Annotated in this window: 24 protein-coding genes; 2 read left to right on the forward strand and 22 right to left on the reverse strand. The window is 38.5% G+C overall.

Annotated elements, in window-relative coordinates:
• Window positions 1–537 precede the first annotated feature (537 nt).
• From P2E05_RS17635 to P2E05_RS17680, 10 genes are all read right to left on the reverse strand, one after another.
• Window positions 538–2,004, reverse strand: a complete 1,467-nt coding sequence (locus tag P2E05_RS17635) for a glycoside hydrolase family 1 protein (RefSeq protein WP_272657243.1) — start codon at window positions 2,002–2,004, stop codon at window positions 538–540.
• 197 nt (window positions 2,005–2,201) lie between these two features.
• Window positions 2,202–3,611, reverse strand: coding sequence for a PTS transporter subunit EIIC (locus tag P2E05_RS17640; RefSeq protein ID WP_251464714.1), 1,410 nt, complete (start codon window positions 3,609–3,611; stop codon window positions 2,202–2,204).
• Window positions 3,612–4,170: 559 nt separating this feature from the next.
• Window positions 4,171–4,944, reverse strand: a complete 774-nt coding sequence (locus P2E05_RS17645) for a DeoR/GlpR family DNA-binding transcription regulator (protein ID WP_154623524.1) — start codon at window positions 4,942–4,944, stop codon at window positions 4,171–4,173.
• 19 nt (window positions 4,945–4,963) lie between these two features.
• On the reverse strand, window positions 4,964–5,593 hold the full coding sequence (locus P2E05_RS17650) for an epimerase (RefSeq protein WP_154623525.1): 630 nt from the start codon (window positions 5,591–5,593) through the stop codon (window positions 4,964–4,966).
• A gap of 21 nt (window positions 5,594–5,614) precedes the next feature.
• On the reverse strand, window positions 5,615–6,049 hold the full coding sequence (locus P2E05_RS17655; RefSeq protein WP_154623526.1) for a PTS sugar transporter subunit IIA: 435 nt from the start codon (window positions 6,047–6,049) through the stop codon (window positions 5,615–5,617).
• Window positions 6,050–6,171: 122 nt separating this feature from the next.
• Complete coding sequence (locus tag P2E05_RS17660; protein WP_196713653.1) at window positions 6,172–6,978, reverse strand: BtpA/SgcQ family protein; 807 nt, start codon at window positions 6,976–6,978, stop codon at window positions 6,172–6,174.
• Between the two features lie 11 nt (window positions 6,979–6,989).
• Complete coding sequence (gene sgcC / locus P2E05_RS17665) at window positions 6,990–8,303, reverse strand: PTS sugar transporter subunit IIC SgcC (protein ID WP_154623528.1); 1,314 nt, start codon at window positions 8,301–8,303, stop codon at window positions 6,990–6,992.
• Between the two features lie 17 nt (window positions 8,304–8,320).
• The gene (sgcB, locus tag P2E05_RS17670) at window positions 8,321–8,599 is read right to left on the reverse strand and encodes a PTS sugar transporter subunit IIB SgcB (RefSeq protein ID WP_154623529.1); all 279 of its coding nucleotides are present in this window, start codon (window positions 8,597–8,599) and stop codon (window positions 8,321–8,323) included.
• A gap of 1 nt (window position 8,600) precedes the next feature.
• Window positions 8,601–9,716: a M42 family metallopeptidase gene (locus tag P2E05_RS17675; RefSeq protein ID WP_154623530.1), complete on the reverse strand. Its 1,116-nt coding sequence runs from the start codon at window positions 9,714–9,716 to the stop codon at window positions 8,601–8,603.
• 288 nt (window positions 9,717–10,004) lie between these two features.
• On the reverse strand, window positions 10,005–11,750 hold the full coding sequence (locus P2E05_RS17680) for an inositol phosphate phosphatase SopB (protein WP_272657241.1): 1,746 nt from the start codon (window positions 11,748–11,750) through the stop codon (window positions 10,005–10,007).
• A 212-nt stretch (window positions 11,751–11,962) separates the two neighbouring features.
• On the opposite strand from P2E05_RS17680, the gene P2E05_RS17685 reads away from it, so the two are divergent.
• Window positions 11,963–12,241, forward strand: a complete 279-nt coding sequence (locus tag P2E05_RS17685) for a GNAT family N-acetyltransferase (protein WP_154622525.1) — start codon at window positions 11,963–11,965, stop codon at window positions 12,239–12,241.
• A gap of 40 nt (window positions 12,242–12,281) precedes the next feature.
• Window positions 12,282–13,175 carry a pirin family protein gene (locus P2E05_RS17690; protein WP_272657240.1) on the forward strand — a complete coding sequence of 298 codons (894 nt, stop codon included), beginning with the start codon at window positions 12,282–12,284 and terminating at the stop codon, window positions 13,173–13,175.
• Between the two features lie 102 nt (window positions 13,176–13,277).
• On the opposite strand, the gene P2E05_RS17695 is transcribed toward P2E05_RS17690, so the two are convergent.
• From P2E05_RS17695 to P2E05_RS17750, 12 genes are all read right to left on the reverse strand, one after another.
• Window positions 13,278–14,849 (reverse strand): AbgT family transporter, encoded by a 1,572-nt coding sequence (locus P2E05_RS17695; RefSeq protein WP_249999378.1) that lies wholly within the window; start codon window positions 14,847–14,849, stop codon window positions 13,278–13,280.
• A gap of 743 nt (window positions 14,850–15,592) precedes the next feature.
• Window positions 15,593–16,450: a hypothetical protein gene (locus P2E05_RS17700; protein WP_272657239.1), complete on the reverse strand. Its 858-nt coding sequence runs from the start codon at window positions 16,448–16,450 to the stop codon at window positions 15,593–15,595.
• A 264-nt stretch (window positions 16,451–16,714) separates the two neighbouring features.
• Entirely contained in the window at window positions 16,715–17,257 is a 543-nt protein-coding gene (locus P2E05_RS17705; RefSeq protein ID WP_282563759.1) for a fimbrial protein, read from the reverse strand.
• A 22-nt stretch (window positions 17,258–17,279) separates the two neighbouring features.
• Window positions 17,280–17,783, reverse strand: coding sequence for a fimbrial protein (locus tag P2E05_RS17710; protein ID WP_154623600.1), 504 nt, complete (start codon window positions 17,781–17,783; stop codon window positions 17,280–17,282).
• The gene (locus P2E05_RS17715; protein ID WP_272657237.1) at window positions 17,780–18,268 is read right to left on the reverse strand and encodes a fimbrial protein; all 489 of its coding nucleotides are present in this window, start codon (window positions 18,266–18,268) and stop codon (window positions 17,780–17,782) included. The genes P2E05_RS17710 and P2E05_RS17715 overlap by 4 nt, the downstream gene beginning before the upstream one ends.
• A 9-nt stretch (window positions 18,269–18,277) precedes the next feature.
• Window positions 18,278–18,676, reverse strand: a complete 399-nt coding sequence (locus P2E05_RS17720) for a fimbrial protein (RefSeq protein WP_276122933.1) — start codon at window positions 18,674–18,676, stop codon at window positions 18,278–18,280.
• A gap of 112 nt (window positions 18,677–18,788) precedes the next feature.
• Window positions 18,789–19,310 (reverse strand): fimbrial protein, encoded by a 522-nt coding sequence (locus tag P2E05_RS17725; protein WP_163863092.1) that lies wholly within the window; start codon window positions 19,308–19,310, stop codon window positions 18,789–18,791.
• Window positions 19,311–19,321: 11 nt separating this feature from the next.
• Window positions 19,322–19,930, reverse strand: a complete 609-nt coding sequence (locus P2E05_RS17730) for a fimbrial protein (protein WP_154623604.1) — start codon at window positions 19,928–19,930, stop codon at window positions 19,322–19,324.
• A gap of 41 nt (window positions 19,931–19,971) precedes the next feature.
• Complete coding sequence (locus P2E05_RS17735) at window positions 19,972–20,700, reverse strand: fimbria/pilus periplasmic chaperone (RefSeq protein WP_154623610.1); 729 nt, start codon at window positions 20,698–20,700, stop codon at window positions 19,972–19,974.
• Window positions 20,701–20,839: 139 nt separating this feature from the next.
• The gene (locus P2E05_RS17740; protein WP_272657236.1) at window positions 20,840–23,374 is read right to left on the reverse strand and encodes an outer membrane usher protein; all 2,535 of its coding nucleotides are present in this window, start codon (window positions 23,372–23,374) and stop codon (window positions 20,840–20,842) included.
• Window positions 23,375–23,469: 95 nt separating this feature from the next.
• On the reverse strand, window positions 23,470–24,006 hold the full coding sequence (locus P2E05_RS17745) for a fimbrial protein (RefSeq protein WP_154623606.1): 537 nt from the start codon (window positions 24,004–24,006) through the stop codon (window positions 23,470–23,472).
• A 69-nt stretch (window positions 24,007–24,075) separates the two neighbouring features.
• Window positions 24,076–24,612: a fimbrial protein gene (locus P2E05_RS17750; protein WP_154623607.1), complete on the reverse strand. Its 537-nt coding sequence runs from the start codon at window positions 24,610–24,612 to the stop codon at window positions 24,076–24,078.
• Window positions 24,613–24,718: the final 106 nt, after the last annotated feature.

The following is a 24,718-nucleotide window of genomic DNA, read 5'->3' on the forward strand; positions in this document are numbered from 1 at the left end:
TACTTAAAAAGGATTCGAATACGTTATAATTACACCTGTCATCTGTGCAAAAAACAATCTATTTGCTGCGCTCTATCGCCCCAACCGTGCTCAACAAAACCCACCAAACGGACCGAGGGTACAAAAGAGGGTATAAATAAAATCAAATTCAATTAATGGATTTAAATACAACCAGTTATAATGAAAAATCGATTCCGAGTCCGGCACCACTTTCTCTTCTACAGTGGTTCCTTCAAGTTACGATATCCTCTTGTATAATTAGCTAGTCTAAGATTAAATCACCTAACAATGAATATCAGCTTCTCGTTATTAATTCAATTTTATTATAATGTTAGTATCTTCTAACAACCCTTTCTTATTGAACCTAACCAATAAACATTATTCTATCTAATGCATAATAGTCATCTCTATATTTGCATACCAAGATGACTATCATGCTTGTTTATTTTATTAGATTAATTCTTATTCACTAAAATGTTTTATTGTTATTATCTTAATAAACAACACACTGCCATGTAGTCGCTACTTTTTTGCAATCTAACGAATGTCTTCTCCATTTGTTTCACACACTTTTTGATACCAATAAAAAGAGTCTTTGCGCAACCGATTCAAGGTACCATTTCCTTCATCGTCTTGGTCAACATAAATAAACCCATAACGTTTTGTCATTTGTGAGGTGCCCGCGCTGATAATATCGATAGTTCCCCAACTTGTGTATCCCATTAAATCAACACCTTCATTCACCGCTTCTTTCATCTGCTCAAAATGCGCCCTGAAATAATCAATTCGGTAGCTATCATGTATTTTGCCATCCTCTACAATATCTTTTGCTCCAATCCCATTTTCTACAATAAATAATGGCTTTTGGTAGCGATCATAAAGCTCAATTAATGAAATCTTCAGGCCGATAGGGTCGATTTGCCATCCCCATTCAGATGTCGATAAATAGGGGTTTTTTACACCAAACACCGTATTTCCTGGTGTCCTCTCTGCATTATCTTGAACAGACTCAGTTACTGACATGTAATAACTGAAGGAGACAAAATCAACAGTATGTTGACGGATAATTTCTAAGTCATCAGGTTCCATTTGAATGGTAATGCCTCGTAGTTCAAAACTACGCAATATAAGTGGTGGATAATATCCACGAACCTGAACATCTGAATAAAAATAATTTTCCAGATTTTTTCTTAATGTAATTTCAACATCGCTTGGATGACAAGTTCTTGGATATGTCGTCACCTTCGTTAACATACAACCGACTTGGCTTTGTGGAATAATTTGATGGCAATCGCGAGTTACAATCGCTGAAGCCACAAATTGGTGGTGTAGTGCCTGATAAATATCCTGTTCATAACGCTCTGGTGTCGATTTTTGTTCACGAAACCCTAAAGTCGTAAAGGGATGACGCATGACACTGTCTATTTCATTAAATGTCAGCCAATACTTAACTAATGTCTTATAACGCTGGAAACAAACATTACAATATTTCACAAATGCATCAATCACATTTCTATGAGTCCAACCATTATATTTTTCACTCAATATTAATGGCATTTCATAGTGAGATAATGTCACTAAAGGTTCAATATTATATTTATGCATTTCCATGAATAGATCTTCATAATACTTCAAACCTATTTCATTAGGCTCACTATCTTCTCCGGTAGGAAATATACGAGTCCATGCAATGGAAACCCGCATCACTTTAATTCCCATTTCACCAAATAAGGCCATATCATCTTTATAACGGTGATAGAAATCAATTCCTCTACGTTTAGGATATGCAATATTATTAACCCCATTAAGAGCTGACTGAATATCTTCGTCTGATACTGCGTTGTGCCCATTATAGTCAGTCACTCTAAGATTTGATTTTATTGGTATCGCATCGGCAACAGAAGGCCCCTTTCCATCTAAATTCCAAGCACCTTCTGCTTGATTTGCTGCAATTGCAGCTCCCCATAAAAAACCATGCTTAAATGTTCTTTTTTCTATTCCCATACGATTCCCTTTATTATCCTAATATTTAAATTATTATTCACTAAAAACAAAAAATCACATATAAACGTTCTGTTCTTATAAACTAACAATAATTAAAGCCAAAAATATTTTATTTTAAATATCAAAAACAATGTGTAACCTTATAAAGTCAGCATTAAATATATGATCAATACTTACAAACTATTATTTTGATATATTTATTTATTTGATAAAAATGGTGTAGAGGTCAACTTTTCGTTTTCTATTTTTTTATTTTGCTTCTCATTATTTTTTTCATGCCAGAATATAAATGTGATTAGGAAGGTGATACTAAACGAAATACTGGCTCCAATCAGAGCATAAATAATATTTTTAGGAAAGTCGCTAGAAGCAAAAATAGAGATACTGACTAAACTTGGACTAGCTGAAGCAAAAGATGAGACAGACATATACCCTAAGAAGCTACCACCAATTGCGGAGCCAGCAATCACAGCGTAGAGTACTACTTTATTAACAAAGGTAACGCCATAAAGTGCGGGTTCTGTAATACCGCATAATGCAGATATGCCCGCAGAAAATACAATTGGCTTGGTTGATTTATTCTTACTTTTGACTAGAACAGCAAAACAAGCCCCCGCTTCTGCGATGTTATGAGCTAATGACGCTGGCATATAAAGTGTCTCTTTACCATGTTGTGCTAAAGTTGAAATCGCATAAGGTAGCAGAGGTTTATGCATTCCTGTAGCAACAAGGAAAGGTAAAGTGCAAGCTACCATACTCGTAGCAATGAACCCTAAATGACTATGTAACCAAATCATTGCTGTTGTTATTGCAACTCCTAGCTGATACCCCATTGGACCTAAAATAAGTAGCGTAATAGGCACTGTCACTATAAATGACAACATAGGTGTTAGAAAACTTTGTAAGAGAGTGGGTACATAACGCGTAAATAACTTTTCTGTTTGGGAATAGAAAAGAACACACAGTATTGCAGGAAATACTTGGGTCGCATATTGAATATTTTCAAGTTTAAAATCTAAAAATGAAGTTCCTTCTGTCATTATTCTTATCATTTCAGGTAATATAAGAACAGAGACACAAGAAACAGCTATCACTACATTGACTTTAAGCCTAACCGCTGTCGTAATTGCAACTAATATTGGTAGAAAATAAATAGGGCTACTGCCAATACAGTCTAAAACTTGATAAGTAGGGGTACCCTTTTTTAACCAACCTAACATATCCAATATGATTAAGATTGATTTCAGAATTCCTCCTCCAGCGATAGCCGGTAAGATGGGTTGAAACACACTAATAATAAAACCAATAAGTAAAGGGCCTAATCGTTTTTTTGTCTTTATTGTATTATTTACAGGACCTTTTTGAGCGATTAATAAATTATTAATCACATTGTAGACATTAACTATCTCTTTACCAATCACAATTTGGCACTGGATATTAATAATAACAGCAATAACGCCAGGAATTTTTTCCAATTCTTCTCGGTCAATATTATTATTATCATAAAGATTTATTCTAAGTCGAGTAGAGCAATGAGTTAGATACTCAATGTTACTTACTCCACCAATAAACCTTAAAATGTCCAATCCTGTTTTTTCATAATCCATCTGTTTTCTCCGATGTGGAAAATGCCTGATATATTATTTATATCAGACACCTATTGCCAAACAGCAATACTTAAGTGGCATTACGTAAGGACATTATTCAGGCTCATTACATAAAAAATCAATCTTCCAAATTCCTTTTTTTTATTTTATGTGATCCATGATTTGTATTTCACTAAGTTTTAATTGATTTTATTTTATAATTACCTTGTATGATTTAATTTATCAATAGAATTTAAATGCAGCACTCATTTTATAGTGTAAAACTATCAATAAAATCAAACTACGAGTGCATTGAGTCGATAACTAAGGAAGAGGAGAAAAATAAAAAACCAAAAACATTTACTGATAAATATATTCTATCGTAATGATAATTGACAGAATAAATACCAAGTATTGATTTAGTGAGCTGGCTCGCTATTTTCAATCTTATATAGAAATATTTCCTCTTTGAGGAATTGGTTTAAACATTAACACTCCATTTTATTAATAAATCCCATCATAATTTTATTTTAGAACTTAATATACATATTAATGAAATACCATTTTCCACATACCATCGCTAATAGCTGCATTTTAATTCACATCCCGCTTGACGATACCGTTGCTGAATTTCATTGGTAAGCCCACTATCGCTAATAATAGTTTTAATACATGATAACGTTGCTACTGCATGGGGTTCAAACATATCAAACTTGCTATGGTCAGCTAACAAAATAACCTCAGGCGAGCGAGCGATAAGTTTACGCTTAACGCCTACTTCAAACATGGTGGCATTCGTTATTCCCATTTCAATCGATAATGCATCGCATGACATAAAGACACGATCAACGGCAAACGCATTTAGCATCTCTAAGGCTAAACTCTCTCCCACCGTAAAATACCCTGGTCTAATTAATCCACCAATAATATAACTTTCTACATTTGGAAATGCCCCAAGCTGATTCGCAATTTTGATGTCATTACAAATCACTTTCACTCGAATATCCCCCAAACATTTTGCTAACTCTAAACAAGTAGAACCGGAATCAAGAAAGAAACAATCACCTTCATGAATAAATTTACGGGCTATCAGTGCAATTTCACGTTTAGAGGCACAATTTAAAGAACGCCTAACATCGAACTGAGATTCTTTATCTGTCGTACTATCATCGAAATTTAAGCGACCATGCGTTCTGGTCATCCCTGGATAGTGTTCAGCGATATACTGAAAGTCACGACGAATTGTCGCTTCAGCACAACCGAATAACTCAACGGCTTGTTGTGTAGACAATTCTCGGCATTTCCAAAGATAGTGCAACATCTGTTGGATCCGATCAGATTTATACAGACTCATAAGCGACCTCTCTCCGAATTTAATCACTGAATTGTTTTATCGTTTTTTCGTAATCATCAGTTGTAAAAAGAGCTCTTCCTAAGACAATATTATTAATTCCCATTTTTTTTAATAAAGGCATTTTATCTGCACTTATTCCACCATCAACCCAGCATTCCAGTGGGTGAAATAAAGACGACACTTGCTGAATCTTCTCTACCATCAATGGAATAAATTGTTGATCTTCACCATCAGGCTCGCTAGTCATCACCATCACAGCATCTAATTTATCAGTAAGATATTGATAAGGAGCCACTGCGGTGCTCGGATTTAATGCTATCCCTGCTTTTGCCCCTATTTTTTTAATTTCAGCAATAATTTCTGAAGGATTATTCACCGCTTCTGGATGAAAAAAGATCCATTTAGGCGCAAAAGGTGCAAGTTCCCTGACCCAAAATAATGGTTGAGATACCATTAAATGAATAGATATGGCCTGTTTTGTGGCTTGTACGACCGCTTTAACCAACTTGCTACCGAAAGTAATATTATGGATGAAATTACCGTCTTCAATATCCAGATGTAATGACCCAATATTCTGATTAGCGAGTTTATCAATCACAGAGCCAAGGCAAAGTGGATCAGCAGAAGCCAAAGATGGATGTAATATCATCACTACTCCTCCATAAAGAGATTAATATGGATTTAGTACTTTCAAAATATCGCTATTGGTTTTAGCAAAACGAATCTCATCAAGTAATAAGGGGTTATCTACAATTTCAGCGATATGCTGTATTAATCGAATATGGTCATTGCTTTGAATCGCACACACCGTCATCAGTAACCATACGGGATCACAATCTTCATGCCCAAAGACAACCGGTTGTTTTAGGGTAGTTAGCGTCATCTGATTATAAATAGCCCCTTGTTCAGGGCGTGCATGCGGCATTGCAATACCCGGCGCAATCAAATAATAAGGCCCCCAACTTTGGGTATTTTTAATGATGCCTTGTAAATAATTAGGCTCAGCCGCGCCATACCTAATTAAAGGTCTACAAGCTATGCTAAGCGCCTCTTTCCAATCCGTCGCAACCTGATTTATTTGGATCCATTTAGCATCATCAATCATTGTATATTGACTCCTTTAAGGTTCGGTATATGCTTGATTATTGAGCCCTCGCCTAACTTTTGGCGAAGCTTGCGAGGACTCTAAGTATCACGAGGAGATAGGTATTTTGCTTATCTCCTTTCTTATTGCCTTATGCTATGCACTTTCTCCATAAATCTTTCCACACGGGTTTGATCAACAAAGTTGGCAAAAATACCGTCTTTTTTAAATGTGGTCGCAGTGACGCATCCATCAGCAATACTCAATTGCTCTTCCACGTTTTCGAGGCACACCCCTGTATTGGCAAAGACCACCGTATTCGGCACCGTATCTTTGACTTGTTTCAAAATCGCACTGTCTGTTTTTGCACCAGCAGTTAATCCCGAAACACATAATGCATCTGGTTTATTATTAAAAACGGTAGACTTTGCTATTGAGCAGATATCACGTCCACCTAGGTATACCGCAGCTTCAGGTACAATATTAAACAGTGTTTTTACCTCGCTTGCCCCAATACGATGTTGATGGCGAATCGTTTCCCCCACATTGGTATTCCATACGCCAAAATCACTTGCATAAGCACCGGTAAATATTTCTCGGATAAATTTCGCACCTGTCGCCATCGCTAAATCGAATGAAGCGATCGGATCCCAAAGGACATTTACACCAAAAGGTATCCGGATCTCACTCATCAATTGACCAATGATCCGTGCCATTGCTGCGGTTGTTTCTGGCTTGACTTTAGTGAGATAAGGCAGGCTAAATTCATTTGAAAACATCACAGCATCAACACCGCCATTTTGTAGAGCCATCAGATCCTCATAAGCTCTATCAATGACCCATTGCATACTGTGCTGAGTATTAAAGTCAGGATCCCCAGGTAACGCACGTAAGTGACACATAGCAATTACCGCCTTTTCCGTACCAATAACATCCTTTAACCAACTCATTTCCATACTCCTTATTCAGGTAATTCACGATTACGTAAGAAAATAACGACGCAGGCAACAATACCGACAGTTAGCACAACGCCAATAAGACCAAATGACATCAATTCGTAAATAGACCAGCCGAACATATTGCCTACAGACAAGGCACTAATCTGTGAACCATTTTCAGCAAAATTAAAGCCCCCATTACGCGCCATTTCAGTAAAGAAAGGGGCAAATTGTGTTGCAATCAATAAAACGGTGCTCATCACAATCACACCACTCAGTAATGTGCGTAATAAGTCACCACGATGGATTACCGTGGCCATACAGATGAAGAAAGGAGCTACAGGCAAGTCAGCCAGTGGTAACACATTGTTCAATGGCAGAATACTTGCCAAGACCAGCATGATAGGAATCAGTAGTAAGCCCACTGCAATCGTCGTTGGATGGCCAAGCGTTACCGCGGTGTCCAAACCAATAAACACTTCTCGATCATTAAAATGCTTCTGAAAAAATTTACGGGCACCTTCAGAGATCGGCAGTAAACCTTCGACAATCAAGCGGATCATTCGTGGAAATAACACCATGATCGCGGCAACCGTGATCATTAACGTCGCACAACCTTTAAAATCTTCTCCTGCCGCAAGCCCAAATAATAAACCTAAGACAACCCCGATAATAACGGGATCTCCCACCATACCGTAGCGTTTCTGGATTGCTTGAGCATCGATATTTTTTCCTTTTAAGAAAGGGATCCTTTCATAGATCGAATCAAGAAATACGAATAGAGGGACTGAACTAGAGCCATACCCTTGAGGAATTGAAATGCCTTCTAATCCAACGATTGTTTGTACTCGTTTTGCTGTCCAATCCGCCATTTTTAGCGATAAGATGGCATGACACATCGCCCCTGCGATACCATAAATTAAGCTGCCTGTTGCTATTTGAACAACGGTACCAGTAATCGCATAGTGCCAATAATTATAAATATCAACGTTCATGGTTTTCGTTAGGCGAGTAAACAATAACGTGATGTTAAGTAAGAAAATAACGGGGATAATCATGGCACCAATAGCTGTTGCATAACCAACACCGGATGCAGGTCCCGCACCAACATCAAGCACATGCAGAGATAAGCCAAAACGTTCAATCATAATTTTGATTGGAGGGCTTAGGCTATCAATAGCCATGACGATCACCAGCCCCATTCCGACAAATCCAATACCGACAGTCACCCCTGCTTTAATGGCTTGTAGCCACGGTATGCGAAAGATTAAGCCAATAATTATCATGACGATTGGGACAAATACTGTACCGCCTAAAGAAAGTATATAGTCAAACATAACGTCACCTATGAGGTTTATTGTGATAACAACGTTTTAATTTTTTGTTTTAGTGCATCGTCATTAACGCCTGTGAGTAAGGCCGCGCCATTCAATGTTGGTACGCCATAATCTGTATCCGTTTTCATTGCAGTGATAATCAGATCAACACCATGGCTATTGAGTGGAATTTCATTTAAACAGCATTGTGAAGTGACGATTGGGATCCCTTCACTTGCCAAGTAATCTTGCAGTTTTTGAGCAATCATTGTGGACGTAGACATACCCGTTCCACATGCAACGAGGACTTTTTTCATTTTAATTAACCTCTTGGTTATAGTCTGAGTCAGACTCGATAGGAAACTGATTAGCTGGAAGTGTGGCTAAAGCAGTTAATAACCGAATGCAGTCACTGAGATCACGTAAACTCGCAACTTCAGCCGGTGAATGTGTGTAGCGGCATGGAATAGAGAGGCTTGCACAAGGAATGCCATCTTGCTCAACTTGAATATAGCCAGTTTCAGTGATGACACCTGGAGCAACTTCTCTTTGCACTGGAATATGGTTTTTAGACGCCGTTTTTTCTAACATATTGATCAAACGAACAGGTGTGACTAGCCCTGCAAGGGTGCCTCTACCGTGATAATTTAAGCAAGTAATGCCGACCCCCTTATTGATGACTAAATCCGAATAGTCTTGTAAGTCGGGGGTATCGCAAGAAGGGGTAATATCGATTCCAATAGCGAGGTCAGGTTTTACACGGCGTAGTACAGGCAAGATGCCACGAATATTGAATTCCTCCTGTACTGAGGCAACAATAAATACGGCTATATCTAGTTTTTTATCTTTGATTGCATCAGCCAAACCCAGCAACGCTGTACAGCCAAGTCGATCATCTAATGCTTTACTGCAAACCATGTCATTACCCAGTTCTTGGGGTGGGTTATACAACGTAATTGGTGTACCGACTTTGACTCCCATCCTTTCAGCATCTGCTTTATCTTTCGCTCCTATATCAATCCATAGCTGATCAATAGAGGGAGATTGTGTACGTTCATCTCCTTTCGCGAAGTGATAAGATTTAATACCAATACATCCAGGTATTGAGCCAGATTCACCGGCAAGGCGAACCACTGAACCTGACATTGTCACCTGTGCAGGCCCGCCGACTCGTTCGAAACGAATAAACCCTGACGATTCAATTTTTCGTACCATGAATCCCACTTCATCCATATGCGCAAAAACCATTAAACGCAGTGCTTTTGGATCTTCACTTCCGTAACGAGCAACGACATTACCGAGGCGATCCTGCCAAAGGTCTTTAGCACTGGTTTTGAGATGTTTTTTCATCACATTTGCGATAGGGGCTTCATGACCTGAAATACCGTCTAAGGTCAGTAGGGAAAAGAGTGTGTCTCGAGTAGAAAATACCATAATCATGATCTCATATTGACTAAAGCGACATAAACATGAGCGATTTATATGCAAAAAAAGGCGGGGTTATTGTGATGATAATCACATCAAGTCATTAAAAATAACATTATGAAACAATTTTGTGACAAAAACGAAACAATTTCACTCACTGTGATTGCGCTAAATTTTTTAGCCTATTACTGATATCCGTATTAATCTCTACCTTGACGGTCAATAAATATAAAAAATATCACTTTGTCATTATTGAATAGGGCACTGGCGTACCCTTTAGATCAATAGAAAATGCGCTTAAGATAAAGATGAAAAGCCTTTAACTTGTTGTCGGATAAATCGATCACCTATACGCGCATCATAAGATAGGGCCATTGGTTTCAAATAGAGAGGGAGATCTTTAACAACCTTGTTGCCAACAAGACCTGTGTTATATTCCTGTATTTGTAAATTGCCGCTCTGTAACAACACATCTTGGAAAAGCTGGCTTTCTTCACTGATTAATTTACTGCTAGGTTTACCTAAATGCTTATTTTGATGATAACTCAGGGTCTCACGTTTTATTTCAGCATCGAGCATTCCCGTTCGGTCTTTACCGCTTTTACAGTTCCAACAAGGCACCGCATCAATTTCATAAGTTAACATAACAATACGTTGGGCCATTTTATAGGGTTCATTCGCATCCTTGTTATATGAGCTATTTTTCCAGATATCTCTTATCTGTTGACATAATATTTCTATTTTTTGGCGATTATCAGCGTGTGGATTTTCAGATAAATAGTTGCCAACCCATCCACCTAGATGATTATTCTCTAAATAATCATCGCCCATTATTTTTTCCAACGCAGATTTGTTTAATTGATGAAGATTATTTTTCTTATACGTTATACAACTAGATAATCTATCAGATATACCATCCGAGACCCTATTTATCATCGATAATGATAATTCGTTTACGCCAAAATTTAAAATTGCAATATCAAGCTTAATTTTAACTTGTTTTAAGTCTCCTTTCTCATCTCGAATGTTTAAATGCACAAACGGGTCATTATTCAAAGAGTCCCAAGCAAAAATTTGGTCATCTAACATGCTTGTTTCACCAAACATATATGTGAGTAAAGAAGTCGAAGAGATCCTTAATGTCACCACCTCATTATTTAATGCTTTCTTATAAAGTTCAGGTTTAGAATAAAGGGCGGCGATAACGACTTCTTTCGCTCTATTTTTAGCACCTTCCTTACGTAAAAAACTCCCTTCTGGGAGGGAGAAAGGGGATAATACACCATGACGAATGCCGGTAAACAATGAGTTTTGTTGATCATCTTTAACGTCAGAAACCCATAAATTTACGGCATGAACGGTTTCATCACTCGACTTAGAGCAAATACCTTTATTCTGATAACTGCAATCATAAAATATATCATTATCAGCGTTATTATATTTCATTTTTGATGCCGGTATTAATACAAAAGAGTATTTTTTATTCCCGTATACTAACTCCGTTTCAACAATCTTCCATTCTTTACTATTGAGAATATCTTTGAATTCGTTATTAAATAATACTTTTACTTCCTCTAAAGAGATTTTATGATTATGACCTTGCATTTCATTATGAATGAATCGAATTAAATATTTTTTGAAATCTTTAGCCTTATTTATTTCTTTTGGATTAAGTAATCTGTTCTCGCCATGAGATAACTCATTTAACTCTTCAGAGATACTTTTTAAACCATCAGCAGACACATTAAACTTTCTCAATATATTTTCTGCCACATTGACAAGACTGTTTTGAAATTGAATAAGTGCGTGTTGACTTTGTGTTACTCTGTCTAGAGTATGTTTATCACTACCGCTAGCGACAGGATAAGGAATGGCGCCATTAATTTTATTTTTTAAGTTATGGTTTTTAAATAAGTTATTAACTGAAGTTATACCAAGAGAAAAATCTTTTCCGGTACTGGTTTCCGCTTTTGCTTTTTCACTTGAAAGCAAATGATAACGACAATCCAAGTATGGAATGTGATTGATAAATTTTAAATACATAGAGTTTCTCCGTTGAAAAAATAATATTCAACATAAAACTATTTTATAAATATATAAAAAATCGATTTTCTCTTTTTTTATATCATTTTTAATAACGACCATTCAAAATATTTGAATAGTTTGAGCAAAAGAACCTCATTGTATTTATACTTAATCTTATCTAAGCTAAATTCCATAGGTTTTTTATTCTTAACGGTATGAGCAGGTATAATATGAACAACATCCAATCTGACCATCACAGCTTTTTTATCTTATCGGATGATAAAAAAAATCGTCTTGCTGAGATTACCTTTGTCTATACCGGAGACGAACTCGCGATTATTGACCATACCGTCGTTGATGAACGTTTAAAAGGACAAGGAATAGCTAAACAGTTAGTCGCAAAAGTGGTTGAAAGAATGCGTTCTGAAAAGCGTAAAATTATTCCATTATGCCCATTCGCCAAAGCGATATTTGATAAAACGCCTGAGTATCAAGATATCCGTCACTAAATCTTATCTATTTGCCAATATTCCTAAAGAAGAGGTGCAAATGAGTATCACAAATGAATATAACCCACAACCGTTCCTACATATTCATGCACGCATTAAAGATGTTGGCGGGATCCCTGTCGCGAGAGTTTTACCGACCAAACAGCGGCGTTTAATTGGTGCTTGGTGCTTTCTCGATCATGCGGGTCCGACGGTATTTAAAGGTGATGCAGATGGTATGCGCGTCGCCCCTCACCCACATACCGCACTGCAAACCTTTACTTGGATGCTTGAAGGCGAAATTCTACATCGAGACAGTTTAGGCTACGAACAAGTGATCCGCCCAGGCCAAGTTAATTTGATGACCGCCGGTAAAGGCATTAGCCATTCTGAAGATACCTATGGCGACAACCGCCATTTACATGCGGTGCAGCTATGGATAGCACTGCCAGCAGCAATGAAAGATATGCCACCTCGCTTTGACCACTACCCTACTTTGCCTAAATGGTCAGTTGGAGATATTACATATCAATTACTCGTTGGGGAGTACGATACTTATAAAGCACCGACATTATCGTTTTCTTCTTTAGTAGGCTTAGATATCACAACCCACAGTAACCACGCATTGTCATTAACACTACGCCCTGATTTTGAATACGGTATTTTCATTATTGAAGGTGATGCCATTATTGGTTCCCAGCATAGCCATCGCAATGAATTAATTTATTTAGGTAAAGGCCTGACTCAAGTCTCACTACAACTTTCAGCAAATAGTCATATTCTGTTATTAGGTGGAGAGCCACTTAATGAGTCTATTTTAATGTGGTGGAATTTTATTGGACGGACCAAAGAAGAAATTACGTCTGCTATTACAGAATGGAATCTAGGCGATTCTCGATTTGGTAAGGTCATTAACGACGATCGAGAACCCACTCTTTCTCCGCTAATGCCATGAGTAAATCATCATTTCCTGTAATATGAGTGGCTGTTCAGCTATTTTTATTGGCTAGATAAAAAAGGTAGCCATAAACTCTGGCTACCTTTGCGTTAATCACTATTAGCTACCAGGTGTAAAATAAATCGGGGAGCCTGGCCCTACAGGTAATCCAAGTACAAATACCCAGATAACAAAGAATAATGACCAGCCAATAAAGAAGATGATTGAGTAAGGCAGCATCATTGAAACGAGTGTACCGATACCTGCATCTTTCTTATATTTGACCACGATAGCCATAATCAAGCCGAAATAACTCATCATTGGTGTGATAATATTTGTGACTGAATCACCAATACGATATGCCGCTTGGATGGTTTCTGGTGCATAGCCTGCTAGCATTAGCATTGGGACGAAAATCGGTGCAGTGACAGCCCATTGCGCTGAAGCAGAACCAATCATTAAGTTAATAAAGGCACAGATAATAATAAAACCAATAAACAGAACTCCACCATGTAAATCGATGCTGTTTAAGAAGTTAGCGCCTTTTACCGCGACAACTTGCCCAATATTGGTCCAACCAAAAAATGCCACAAACTGTGCCGCAAAGAAAATAATCACCAAATACAACCCGAGCGTACTCATTGCATTTGCCATTGCATCGACGACATCTTTATCAGAGCGCATCGTTTTTGCAACATAACCATAAACAATGCCCGGCACCGCAAAGAAGATAAAAATAAAGACCACGATAGATTTTAAAAAGGGCGAATTACTGACTAAGCCTGTTTCTTGGTTACGCAAAATACCATTTTCAGGCACGACCATGAGTGCTAATAGCGCCGCTAATCCCCAAAATGTCACGGATGCCCAAAATAGTGCTTTTTTCTCAAGAGGTGTGACTTCAGCATCGGCACGTAATTTATCTTCATCTTCGTCGACCCCGCCGCCTTGGTATGGCCCTAATTGTGGCTCAACAATTTTCTCTGTAATGAAGTAACCCAAAATAGTGATCAAGAATGTACTGGCAAACATAAAATACCAGTTAGCTTCAGCCCCTACGGTATATGTAGGATCAATAATTTGTGCTGCTTGTTGTGTAATACCTGATAATAATGGGTCAACTGTGCCTAATAGCAAGTTTGCAGAGTATCCGCCAGAAACCCCAGCAAAGGCTGCTGCAAGTCCTGCAAGAGGATGACGGCCTAATGAGTGGAAAATAATGGCCGCAAGAGGTATTAACACGACATAGCCTAACTCAGCTGCGGTGTTTGACATAATACCAGCAAAAACAATCGCCATTGTTGTTAGTTTACGTGGTGCTTTGATGACCACTAAACGCATAGCTGCCGATAAAAGCCCTGCTCGTTCCGCGATACCAACCCCTAATAAAGCAACAAGAACAGTACCTAACGGCGCAAAACCAGTAAAGTTGCTAACAACATTTGAAAGAATTTTACGAATACCTTCGGCATCTAATAGGCTGACAACATGAATAATGCCATCTGCGGCACGGCCTTTTGCCCCTTCAGGACGGGGATCAGCCACACTAATACCAAAATATTGTCCGACTGCTGATGAGACCAATAAAATTGCAGTTAAAATAATGAATAAAATGACTGGGTGAGGCAATGCATTACCTAGCCATTCTACTGTGCGTAGAAAGCGGCTCCCATCTTGTTTTTTTTGTTCCATATTTTCTCCTTATAAACAAGAGAAATGGACATTACACAATGTTTTGTGCTTTAGCTATTTTCAAAAATATAACGCTAACCTAACAAAACATTTATTTTTAGTTTTTAACGTTAATTAAACACAAATAAAATCACAAAACACAGTATAAAAATACAAGATTACTTAAATATTTAAATAAATAACGCATTAAGTTAAAAATAACGATAATTAGTGAAAATGTGGTTCAGATAACAGTTTTAAGCGGTTTTCTCGGTGACTGAAAGCATTTTTCAGTTAAAAATAGAATAGTTTTCAGTATTTTCACTACAAACTAGATACGAAATATCCGTATCTACAACAAGATTTTCCCTACTAATTACAAAAAGAATAATAAACTAAGTTATCTTTTTTATGCCCGATTTTTGCTATCATGCCATCACTTTCAGATACTCTCTCATTTTTGAAATCTCGAATAATCTTCTATTGCTGCAAGTTTTCATTTCAATGCCGTTATCTATTTAAATATTAATTTAAGTTGAATCTATTTTAGCATGATTAAAACCATCAATATTTCATCTTCATCCTGAATATGATTGCTCAATGAGAAAAAGTGCAATTATCACACATATTTATTAACATATTTATTATATTATCCGTTATCTACTTTTAATCTCACGCAATTAATTATGACATCGAATCATTAATTTAGACGATGAAATTAATAAATATTAGCGCTAATATTAATAAAAACCAGCCACAACAGCTTATAATGCATCTAATACTAAAATACCATTTGCCTTTGATACCCCAGATTTTGTTGCGCTACCTTTTAGTTTAGCGTTAACGGCTATTGTACTATTGACTAAGTTATTAAGTGAAATTCCAGCACCATTCGCGTTCACTTGAATACCATTTAATGATACTTGTGCAGAAACACCGTTTCCGAAATTCAACAGCCCATTTGTAGCATTACTCGCCGTCAACCTTAATTGATAGTTTCGAGCAGTGCCAGAAGTACAGGAAATATTCAGACGAGTACTTTTTTCAAGCCCTTCAGCTTTTAAACTCGATGAGGAATAATTAAGATTTAAGTTCTGGCTATTTAAACTACATGAACTTAACCTATTTGGTCCCCCTTTAGACTGACCACCACTATTCGAAAAATAGATTAAGTATGTTTTATTCACCTTGTCAAAACAATTAATCCCAACCGACACATTATTCTCATCCCAAGGTAACCATTTTGAAGGTATTCTATTGTCTGTTAATTGTAGTCTCATACCGCCATTAAACACTTTACTGGCCCAGTTTAAACCAGCCATATGACTCAGCGCCTGACCATCACAATTAATATTATAACTTTCATAACTAACCCGATTACCTAAGGGATCAAAACCTTGATCATCAAGAAGCGTTGGTTCTACGCTCACTCTAGCACGATCGTTATGTATTTCTTGCGAGCACTCAGCTGTTTTACAGTCAGTAAATCTAACAATATGATAGGTGACTAATCCTTCCGCCCAGACCGTCATGAATGGTGCGGTTTTTTGTTCGGCCGTAACCGTGAAGTCAGCAAATGAACTCAAAGGCACACACGCTAATAGTAAGGGAAAAATTCTCATATATATCCTATTAAAAACATTATACTTTTTATAAACTATAACTCATTTTTCATGTGGAAATTAAAACTAAAACTTATTATGATTTTTATCATTCATTAAAAAGCAAAACCAAATTATCTGCTTTAGAATTTGATACATTAGCTTTAGCAATAAATATAACTGTCTTCATAATTGATTGAGACATTCAATTCTTTAAGTTAGCTCATAAATTTTGTTTTATTAAACAAACCCTATTCGCGCTTAATTCACTAAATGAGCCAATTTTCATTCATACTCTAAAACAAATTTTGTTGTTACATAGAATTCACCTCTACCTATTTTTTTTGTTAATAGTGCATTGGGTTCACCTTGTATATACGCTTTTAAATTTAAATCATTGCCATTTCCAGTGTGAAGGTTCTGTATATAGCTATGTACCTTATTTAAGATAATAGGCGTTCCATTTTCAGTTTCTAATCCAATAGCTATCCCACTAGCTTGACTACCGCGATCTAATGCTAATAAACCTGGAAGCGCTAAATTTTCATTTCCGGTAAACGTTACTCTCACTTCTTTTCCCAATACTAAATCACAATTAATTAAACGGATCGTAAAAGGCTGACTATGTGTTCGTGTATTAAGATATAAATATTTATCAACAACAGTGCCAAAATCTAACTCAATATTTTCATCTCCAGGATAAACTTCACAAGCATCTTCAACCAAAACGCCATCAAATTGTACCGTTTCCGCTTGTGATACCCCTGAAAAGTTCAACAAATAACCAACGAAAATAAAAGAGCATAATCGGCATAGCCTATAGCTCATATTCTTTGTTTTAAAAATTAATTTATTGAAAATCAATGGTCAATGCTCCTGTTGCCGTAAAATCATCCCCTATAAGCTCTGTGCCCGCGAGTTTAATAGGCACCGCAGATAATTTTGGGGGGGCCGCTGGGTTAATCGAAAATGCTTTATTCAACTCTAATGCCTGACCATCCTTTTGAATTTGCAAACCGAATTTACCATTATTTAAAGCGCTGACCGTTCGCAATGTCGCCTTATCAAACCCATTTCCAGCTTGAGTACCACTAAATGTTAGTGTGACATCCCAAGGTTGATTTAAATCACCTAGACAGTCCAATTGGTAAGGAATCTCTTGTTTAAACCTATCACCGTCAACTTTACGTACTCCCACCTTACCAAATGACACCTGTATTGGTTTATTTTGGTTAAGCTGACACACAGGAGGAATAATTAAAGTGCCGTCAAATACCCAATTTGCCTGAGCGGATTGTCCGGCTAACATCAACATGTCAAACACAATAAAACAGATGACTGCGAATCGTTTCATTGATAATCCACCTTCAAGGTTGCAAGTGCCGTAAAATGACCACCGTCTGTGTTGCTGTAATTAGCAGTGCTATTCTTTATTGGCGCGACTTTTAAAGAAGGTAGTGCACTGTACGTAAATTTAACGGGTTGATTTATCGCTTGCCGAGAACCATTAATATAAAACACTATGCCTAATTTACTATTTGATGTTTTCAATGCCCCATTACTATTAAAAGTTGTTTGCTCACCTTTCAACGTTAATGTCAGATTGTTTTTAGCTAATTCTGAACAGGTCAGGCTTAACGGCAAATCCTGTAAATAATGCGTTCCATCTATCCGAGTTAATAAAATATCGCCAAAATGAATTGATTCTTGGTTATTATTATTCAAGATGCATTCTGGGGGAGTGACGATAAGATTTCCACGTAGGTTGACATTTACCCCTAAAACCGGAGCAGTACCGACAAAATATAATATTGCCAACCACCAACCTGGGTATTTCATATTTTCTCCTTAACGATAATCGACCAACATGGTTAATATGCCACTAAAATTACCGCCATCGGTTAACACACTACCAATTGGTTTCACTGGGATCGCATATAAAGAGGGCATTGTTCCTTTATAAGTAAAATTCAATACGGCTCCGTTATTCAAACGGGTATTATCCTGATATATCGCAATTCCCAAATTTGTTAGGTTGGTCTTTATGACATTCTGCCCATTAATCGTGGTTGCATTCCATCCCAACGTCATTTTCACCGCATTGCTATAAATGTTGATACAATTTAATTCATATTCAATCTTTGTACGTTTATAGCTGCTATTATCAATCAAGGTTTCGTGTATATTGCCAAAATCCACATCCGTTGTGCTTCCTCCATTAATCGTGCATTCTGGCGGTGTGACCACTAATGTGCCATCAAAATTAACGGTCAAAGCATGAGATAATACAGGGTGGAGACCTACAAATAAGCCTATCCCAAGCCAATAGATTATATGTTTTTCATACTCATTCCTTAACCTATTGGTAATTTAAGGTCATTGTCATCACACCGGTAAACCTACCCGCATCCGTAAGCATTTTTCCTGTTGGTTTTGTAGGTACTGCATATAATTGTGGCGATGAACCGTAGGTAAAATTAATGGCTGAATTATTTCTCACTCGAGTGCTATCACGATAAATGGCTATCCCTAAATCCGTTCGATTGGTTTTTATTGTTGATTCACCATTTAGAGTTAATTCATTCCAAGACAGCGTCATAGTTAAATTGTTTTTTTCAAGCCCCGTACAAACAAGACCATAATTAATTGGCATCCGCTTATAGCTCGTTCCATCGATAAGCCCTTGCTGTACTTCACCGAAACTAACCGACGTGGCCTGATTACCATTAAAAGTGCACTGAGGTGGCATCGTAATTGTTAATGTCAAATTGAGATTAGCTGTATCCGCTTTAGCAAATATCATCACACTACTTAATAACAAAATAGTGACGAATAACCGCCGTTTTTTTAATGTATAGAGCCTAACATCTATTAATTGCATCAGAATGTCCTCTATTCATAGCTCACTTGAAAACGGATCAATGCACGATAAGCACCAGACCTTAACTCTGCGGTTGTTCGTACTGGGGTTATATAGTAGGTCAATTGATTATGCCCTGAAGAAATCAACTGAGGGCGGCTGTATTGCCCCAATGTTATTGGGTTACGTTCAGCATCACTCAATCGCAATCCCATTCCTTTTGCGCCTAACACAGACACTAACTGCTCATCTTGGGCGTCCGTCGGTGCTAAAAAACGAATTTTCATCGCTGGCATATCTGGGCTCCATAAAACATTGCCCGCTTTATTGCGACTTCGGCTTTCCCCTCTTAAGCAATCTTCTAGCCGTAACTGTATGGCTATAGGAGTCCCCATTTGACCCACTTTCTCTACTTGCCCCGTTCCTATCGTTCCTAAATCTACGGTTTGGTAAGTAGAAGGCATCGCCAGTCGGCAAGCACTTTCGGTTAACGCTCCCTGCACATATAACGCGCCATGAGCCCCATCCACATCCCAGTTATCCACCTTATCTAAGGTGCTCCCCAGAGCAGAACTCGTAAGTAAAATCCATCCTAAACAACTCAACGGCATACCCTGGAGAGTTCTATGAGCTACTGTCATGACGTTCCTCTGTTATCTAATCCGTTCTTAATCCGTCTGTCCTAGTTTTTCTCAGGAACTACATGGCAATTAGGACCTTGGCATGTAAAGGTCAATGTTGGCCGACCACCATAATCATTGATATACGTCAGCACAGGACTCGTTCCCAATGCATTCGCACTTCCTGCTAATGGTTGGCGACTTTTTGGTGCAACCATCACTGGCTCAAATCCAGAGACTGTTGCTCCTTCTTTACGTGGCGTAGCATCTACAATTGTGACGTAATAAGGTGTTGGATTAACCAGTGTATATTGGTCACCTTGCCGAGTTAGCGTCACTTTTTCTTGCCATGGATTATCCCTTTGTTCGCGAGTTGGAATGATCGCTTTTGGGCGATAAAACAACTTAATGCGCGTTTGTAATGCGAGTTGCAATGTGTTCGGTTTATCACTTTTTGGCGGAATTTCGCGCAAGTTAAAGTAATACACTGATTCTCTATCTTGAGGGAGTTTAGCAACACTGGGTAATGCTTGAATTTTGACTTGGCTTTTTGCCCCAGGCTCAATCCGCTGCACGGGAGGAAGCACGGTAAATGGGTCGCTAACTTTTTCACCCTGCCCATTTTCAATCCAACCTTGAGCTAAATATGGCAGCTGTTTGTTTTCATTACTGACATTCAGGCTTATTGACTTATCTTCACCGGTGATAATCGCTCTTGTTCTATCCAGTGCAATGGCAGCATGCGCGTTGGGTAACATTATCGATGAAAAGACGCCCCCTAAAAATAACATTGAGGCACGATAACCTATTATTTTACTTATCATATAACTATCTTCCTATTCTTATCACTTTAAAGGTAAGTTGTTTCACTATCTGGCCAGCAGATGCACTCTGTTTCCGTCTATCCACACAATCACTCTTGCTTGTGCCTCACTGATTACTGGAAAGGTGGCATGGCAATAACCAACGAGATAACAGCATCTCTCCTTCAGGTAGCTGATCGGGTAAGGTGATCTCACACTGTACCTGCTCATCCCAACGTACTTTTAATACATCTTTAGGATTCAAACCGGTTAAATAAGTCACGCCATCATCACCAACCATGCCGACATTCTGTCCACGTTTATTCAGTACTGTCGCCCCAAACGGCGGCGTATCGTCGTTCGATAAACGCAATACGGCCATTCCACTATGCCCAGCCACGACCTCAAATTGACGATAACCAATCGCCCCTTCGGTTAAAGTGCCTTGTTTTATCGACTGAGACACCTGTGCGTTTTCAGGTAACGAGTTCAAGTCCACGCTAATTTGGTTGCGGTAATAGCTATTCACATCAGTGATGACAGCCTGCCCAAAACGGTTGCTTCGTATCACTGAGCCATAACCACGTAATGGAATATCTGCAACACCATCCGTATCAACAAATATCCGCGTTCCACCTAATTGGTTATTTCTATGCATCACAGCGCCATTTTCTGTGGCAGTAAATCCGCCTTGAAATGACAAGCCAGCGGAGCGATAGCGATCTTGTTGATACGTTGCATTCGCATTAACTTGAGCTAAATCACCTTGATAAGTGTAATAACCACTCATCAGCGCACCTGATTGCGCCCACCCCGTACTTAACTGGTAATTGCTACGTTCATCGAACCGGTTGTAGTAGCTAATACGCTGAGTGCTGTCACTTTGATCCCAACTACTATTCAGGCTAACAGACCCCCTATCTCCCCATGGTATGGAGAGTGAAGCGTACATACCATCATCATTTATTCCGCGATAGCGGTTGCGATAGCCCGTTACATTGACACTTAAATTTTTCCACTTATCGACATCAAAATAGCGCGCTAACGAGAGGCTATAACGATCGTTATCCGGCTGATCCCAATATGTTTGATGATAATAATTAACGTATGCACTCAACCCAGTTTCAGGAAATTGCTGGTTATACGAGAGGGTATACATCTCTTTACTGTTGTATTGACGCACTTCAGTAGCCTGTGCCTCTAAATACTCAGACATACTCATAAAACCTTGTTCGGAAAAACGGTACCCAGCAAAAGTCACTTGGCTGTTATAAGCATCAAAGTGTTTTGAATAGCTCAAGCGATACGAACTTCCCCGATAAGTTTTATCACCGATATCCTTTAAGTCTTTCAAATGAGCACGCGCATGCGTTACATCAAATGAAAGAGCCCCGAGCACCTTTAAATCTCGCCCAATACCAAAAGCAGCAGAGTTATAATTCTCTGAGGTCATTCCGCCACCAAACAGAGACCAACCATTATTCACTCCCCATGAAAACTCACCGCTAGCAAAGTTTTCTCCTCTCACTTGGTGGCGCCAATCAGTGGGGCGACCTGCTGCAAGCTTATAGCGTAGGAGTCCAGGTCGAGTCAGATAAGGTACGCTCGCAGTATTTACAGTGAATGTTTGTGTTGAACCGTCTTGTTCTTTCACTTCGACATTGAGCTCACCCGTCAGTGCGTCATTCAGGTCTTGAATACGAAAAGGACCTGCTGCAACTTGAGTCTGATAGATAATTCGCCCTTGTTGGCTCACAATCACGGTTGCGTTACTTTTGGCGACGCCTGTCACTTCAGGTGCATAGCCTCGTAAATTTGGCGGCAACATATTGCTATCAGTCAGTAAACTCAGTCCCGTAAAGCGAAAATTGTCGAAGATGTCAGAACTCAGGTAGTCCTCTCCGAGTGTCAATTTAGCGCCTAACGGTTTAACCGAGCGGTACATGTAGTAACGGTTCCAATCTAACGATGACGTTGAATCTTGACCTTGTTGCTTATCAAAGCGCAGCTGCCAGTCAGCTCGTACTCGCCAAACATCTAAGTTAATCCCCATCACCCCATTACCACTGGCGTTGTAGCTGGTTTGCAGTCCACTTCTTGTCTGTTGGCCAATTTGCATATTCAAGTTATAGTCAAGTAACGCTCCTGGTATCCCCTCTTCCCAACGAGCTGGAGGATCCCAGTTCTCCGCCGTATACTCTAAATAAGCTTGCGGTAAACTAATGTACAAAGCCGAGGAGGCTAAATCAGCTTTGACTTCCATCCCTGGGAGACTCTCTAATGACAAACACTGATCTTGATGCCACCACTGTAATGTCGGCAATAAATTAGGCTTAAGACCGAGTTGTTGCACTAATGTAGGGCTTAAACATGCTTCACTTTCATTCCTCTGGTGTTCTGGCGCATAATAAAAAACAGTTTGTTCAGGAATACTTTGTTTATTTAGAAAAATAGTAAAACTGTATTCTCCGGGCATTAAATAACCGGGACGAGAGAACTGGCTTAAATCAATATTCGCCTGATCATTGACGTCCAAAATATCGGTATTAAACTCTATTTCAGTCGCATTTGTTGTTAAGCTGATGACCAAGGTTGCAAGTAACCCTGCTCTGTATGGCTGAACAAATCGTAATAACGGCGAATAAATACAATTTAGGGTCATGGTATCGACCTTCTTATATATTCTTTTTTCGTGATGTCATTGCATGATTGAATTGAGTCATCTTCCCTGAAAGCCCAGATGACATTACGTCTTCGTTATTCATAATCCAATTTAAAGCGCAACTGACTGTAATATTGTCCTGAACTCAGCGGACGATGATTAGCGACTAACCGCAATTGATAGATTAATTCTCGGTTCCCCTCAACGAGTTGATTAGAAGACATACCTTGACCTGGAATTACGATTTCACCATCGTTATCACGCTGAATTAGCAAACCGACACCTTTGGCTTGCCCGCTCACACCAAATAACCCTTTTTCATGAGGGCCATCAAAGGTAATACGAAAATATTGCCAATTCGGTTTATTCGGATCTTGTTGTTCAAGAACACAATTCATTAATCGAATCACAAAGGGGCGTGTTGGTCCTTGCCCATCACGACGAATTTGTGTCAGCGCTAAGCTTCCCATATCAACAGTTTGGTCACGACTTCCCACATCAATAGCACAAGCTGTTTCAATTATGCTTCCATTCATCTTGACTGAGCCTGATGCGCTTATTGAAGGAGCAAAAATCAAAGCACATATTCCTAGACCGATTGAAAAAACACCGCTGCCTATTGGATTATTCATTCTTATTTCTCACTCAAAATTCAGTTAGGGATGAGCCAAAAACATCCTTGTTTACTGGCTCAATATGAATTATTCGTAAGACATCGTGAAATCTGCAACAGAGCTGAAATCACCAGCAGTAATGGTAGAGATATCGCCACCATTACCCATTAGGTATGCAGAGAAACGTAAGGTATTATTACCTTCTTGAATATTTTGGAAGGGTGTTGCGGTACCCAGTGTGATGACATTCCCGTTACCCGTCGTAATTTGAACGCCCGCACCTGAACCAGTACCAACAATACCGAGCGTTTTATTGGTATTATCGAAGGCTGCGGATGCGCCAGTAAATACCAATTGCACCCCCTTAGTGAGGTTCGTGATATCACAGTTTTCCAGTGCAATGTCAAATACGCGTGGTGAAGATTTACCACCATCAACTAATGCCATATTAGAAATGAGGCCCAGATCAACAGTTTGATCGATAGAGTCTGGAGAGATAGAGCATGGCGCATCAATAATAGCCCCTTTAAATGTGACTTTTCCATGTCCTTGGTCTGCTGCATTTGCGGCAGATGCTAGACCTAGCATCATAAAAGTTGCTATTGCAATTGATTTATTTTTCATGAATAAAACCTATAACCTATTAATTGTAAAACATACGGATGATTAACAAGGAAATAAAATTTCCCACTACAGATTTAAATGCCAATCATTTATTTAATTAAAAAAT

Source organism: Providencia stuartii, from assembly GCF_029277985.1.
Lineage (GTDB): Bacteria > Pseudomonadota > Gammaproteobacteria > Enterobacterales > Enterobacteriaceae > Providencia > Providencia zhejiangensis.

Excerpts from the sequence above, each read along its gene's own strand:
- P2E05_RS17635 (WP_272657243.1), bottom strand. The coding sequence starts at position 2,004 with ATGGGAATAGAAAAAAGAACATTTAAGCATGGTTTTTTATGGGGAGCT.
- P2E05_RS17640 (WP_251464714.1), bottom strand. The coding sequence starts at position 3,611 with ATGGATTATGAAAAAACAGGATTGGACATTTTAAGGTTTATTGGTGGA.
- P2E05_RS17645 (WP_154623524.1), bottom strand. The coding sequence starts at position 4,944 with ATGAGTCTGTATAAATCTGATCGGATCCAACAGATGTTGCACTATCTT.
- P2E05_RS17650 (WP_154623525.1), bottom strand. The coding sequence starts at position 5,593 with ATGATATTACATCCATCTTTGGCTTCTGCTGATCCACTTTGCCTTGGC.
- P2E05_RS17655 (WP_154623526.1), bottom strand. The coding sequence starts at position 6,049 with ATGATTGATGATGCTAAATGGATCCAAATAAATCAGGTTGCGACGGAT.
- P2E05_RS17660 (WP_196713653.1), bottom strand. The coding sequence starts at position 6,978 with ATGAGTTGGTTAAAGGATGTTATTGGTACGGAAAAGGCGGTAATTGCT.
- sgcC (WP_154623528.1), bottom strand. The coding sequence starts at position 8,303 with ATGTTTGACTATATACTTTCTTTAGGCGGTACAGTATTTGTCCCAATC.
- sgcB (WP_154623529.1), bottom strand. The coding sequence starts at position 8,599 with ATGAAAAAAGTCCTCGTTGCATGTGGAACGGGTATGTCTACGTCCACA.
- P2E05_RS17675 (WP_154623530.1), bottom strand. The coding sequence starts at position 9,716 with ATGGTATTTTCTACTCGAGACACACTCTTTTCCCTACTGACCTTAGAC.
- P2E05_RS17680 (WP_272657241.1), bottom strand. The coding sequence starts at position 11,750 with ATGTATTTAAAATTTATCAATCACATTCCATACTTGGATTGTCGTTAT.
- P2E05_RS17685 (WP_154622525.1), top strand. The coding sequence starts at position 11,963 with ATGAACAACATCCAATCTGACCATCACAGCTTTTTTATCTTATCGGAT.
- P2E05_RS17690 (WP_272657240.1), top strand. The coding sequence starts at position 12,282 with ATGAGTATCACAAATGAATATAACCCACAACCGTTCCTACATATTCAT.
- P2E05_RS17695 (WP_249999378.1), bottom strand. The coding sequence starts at position 14,849 with ATGGAACAAAAAAAACAAGATGGGAGCCGCTTTCTACGCACAGTAGAA.
- P2E05_RS17700 (WP_272657239.1), bottom strand. The coding sequence starts at position 16,450 with ATGAGAATTTTTCCCTTACTATTAGCGTGTGTGCCTTTGAGTTCATTT.
- P2E05_RS17705 (WP_282563759.1), bottom strand. The coding sequence starts at position 17,257 with ATGAGCTATAGGCTATGCCGATTATGCTCTTTTATTTTCGTTGGTTAT.
- P2E05_RS17710 (WP_154623600.1), bottom strand. The coding sequence starts at position 17,783 with ATGAAACGATTCGCAGTCATCTGTTTTATTGTGTTTGACATGTTGATG.
- P2E05_RS17715 (WP_272657237.1), bottom strand. The coding sequence starts at position 18,268 with ATGAAATACCCAGGTTGGTGGTTGGCAATATTATATTTTGTCGGTACT.
- P2E05_RS17725 (WP_163863092.1), bottom strand. The coding sequence starts at position 19,310 with ATGCAATTAATAGATGTTAGGCTCTATACATTAAAAAAACGGCGGTTA.
- P2E05_RS17730 (WP_154623604.1), bottom strand. The coding sequence starts at position 19,930 with ATGACAGTAGCTCATAGAACTCTCCAGGGTATGCCGTTGAGTTGTTTA.
- P2E05_RS17735 (WP_154623610.1), bottom strand. The coding sequence starts at position 20,700 with ATGTTATTTTTAGGGGGCGTCTTTTCATCGATAATGTTACCCAACGCG.
- P2E05_RS17740 (WP_272657236.1), bottom strand. The coding sequence starts at position 23,374 with ATGACCCTAAATTGTATTTATTCGCCGTTATTACGATTTGTTCAGCCA.
- P2E05_RS17745 (WP_154623606.1), bottom strand. The coding sequence starts at position 24,006 with ATGAATAATCCAATAGGCAGCGGTGTTTTTTCAATCGGTCTAGGAATA.
- P2E05_RS17750 (WP_154623607.1), bottom strand. The coding sequence starts at position 24,612 with ATGAAAAATAAATCAATTGCAATAGCAACTTTTATGATGCTAGGTCTA.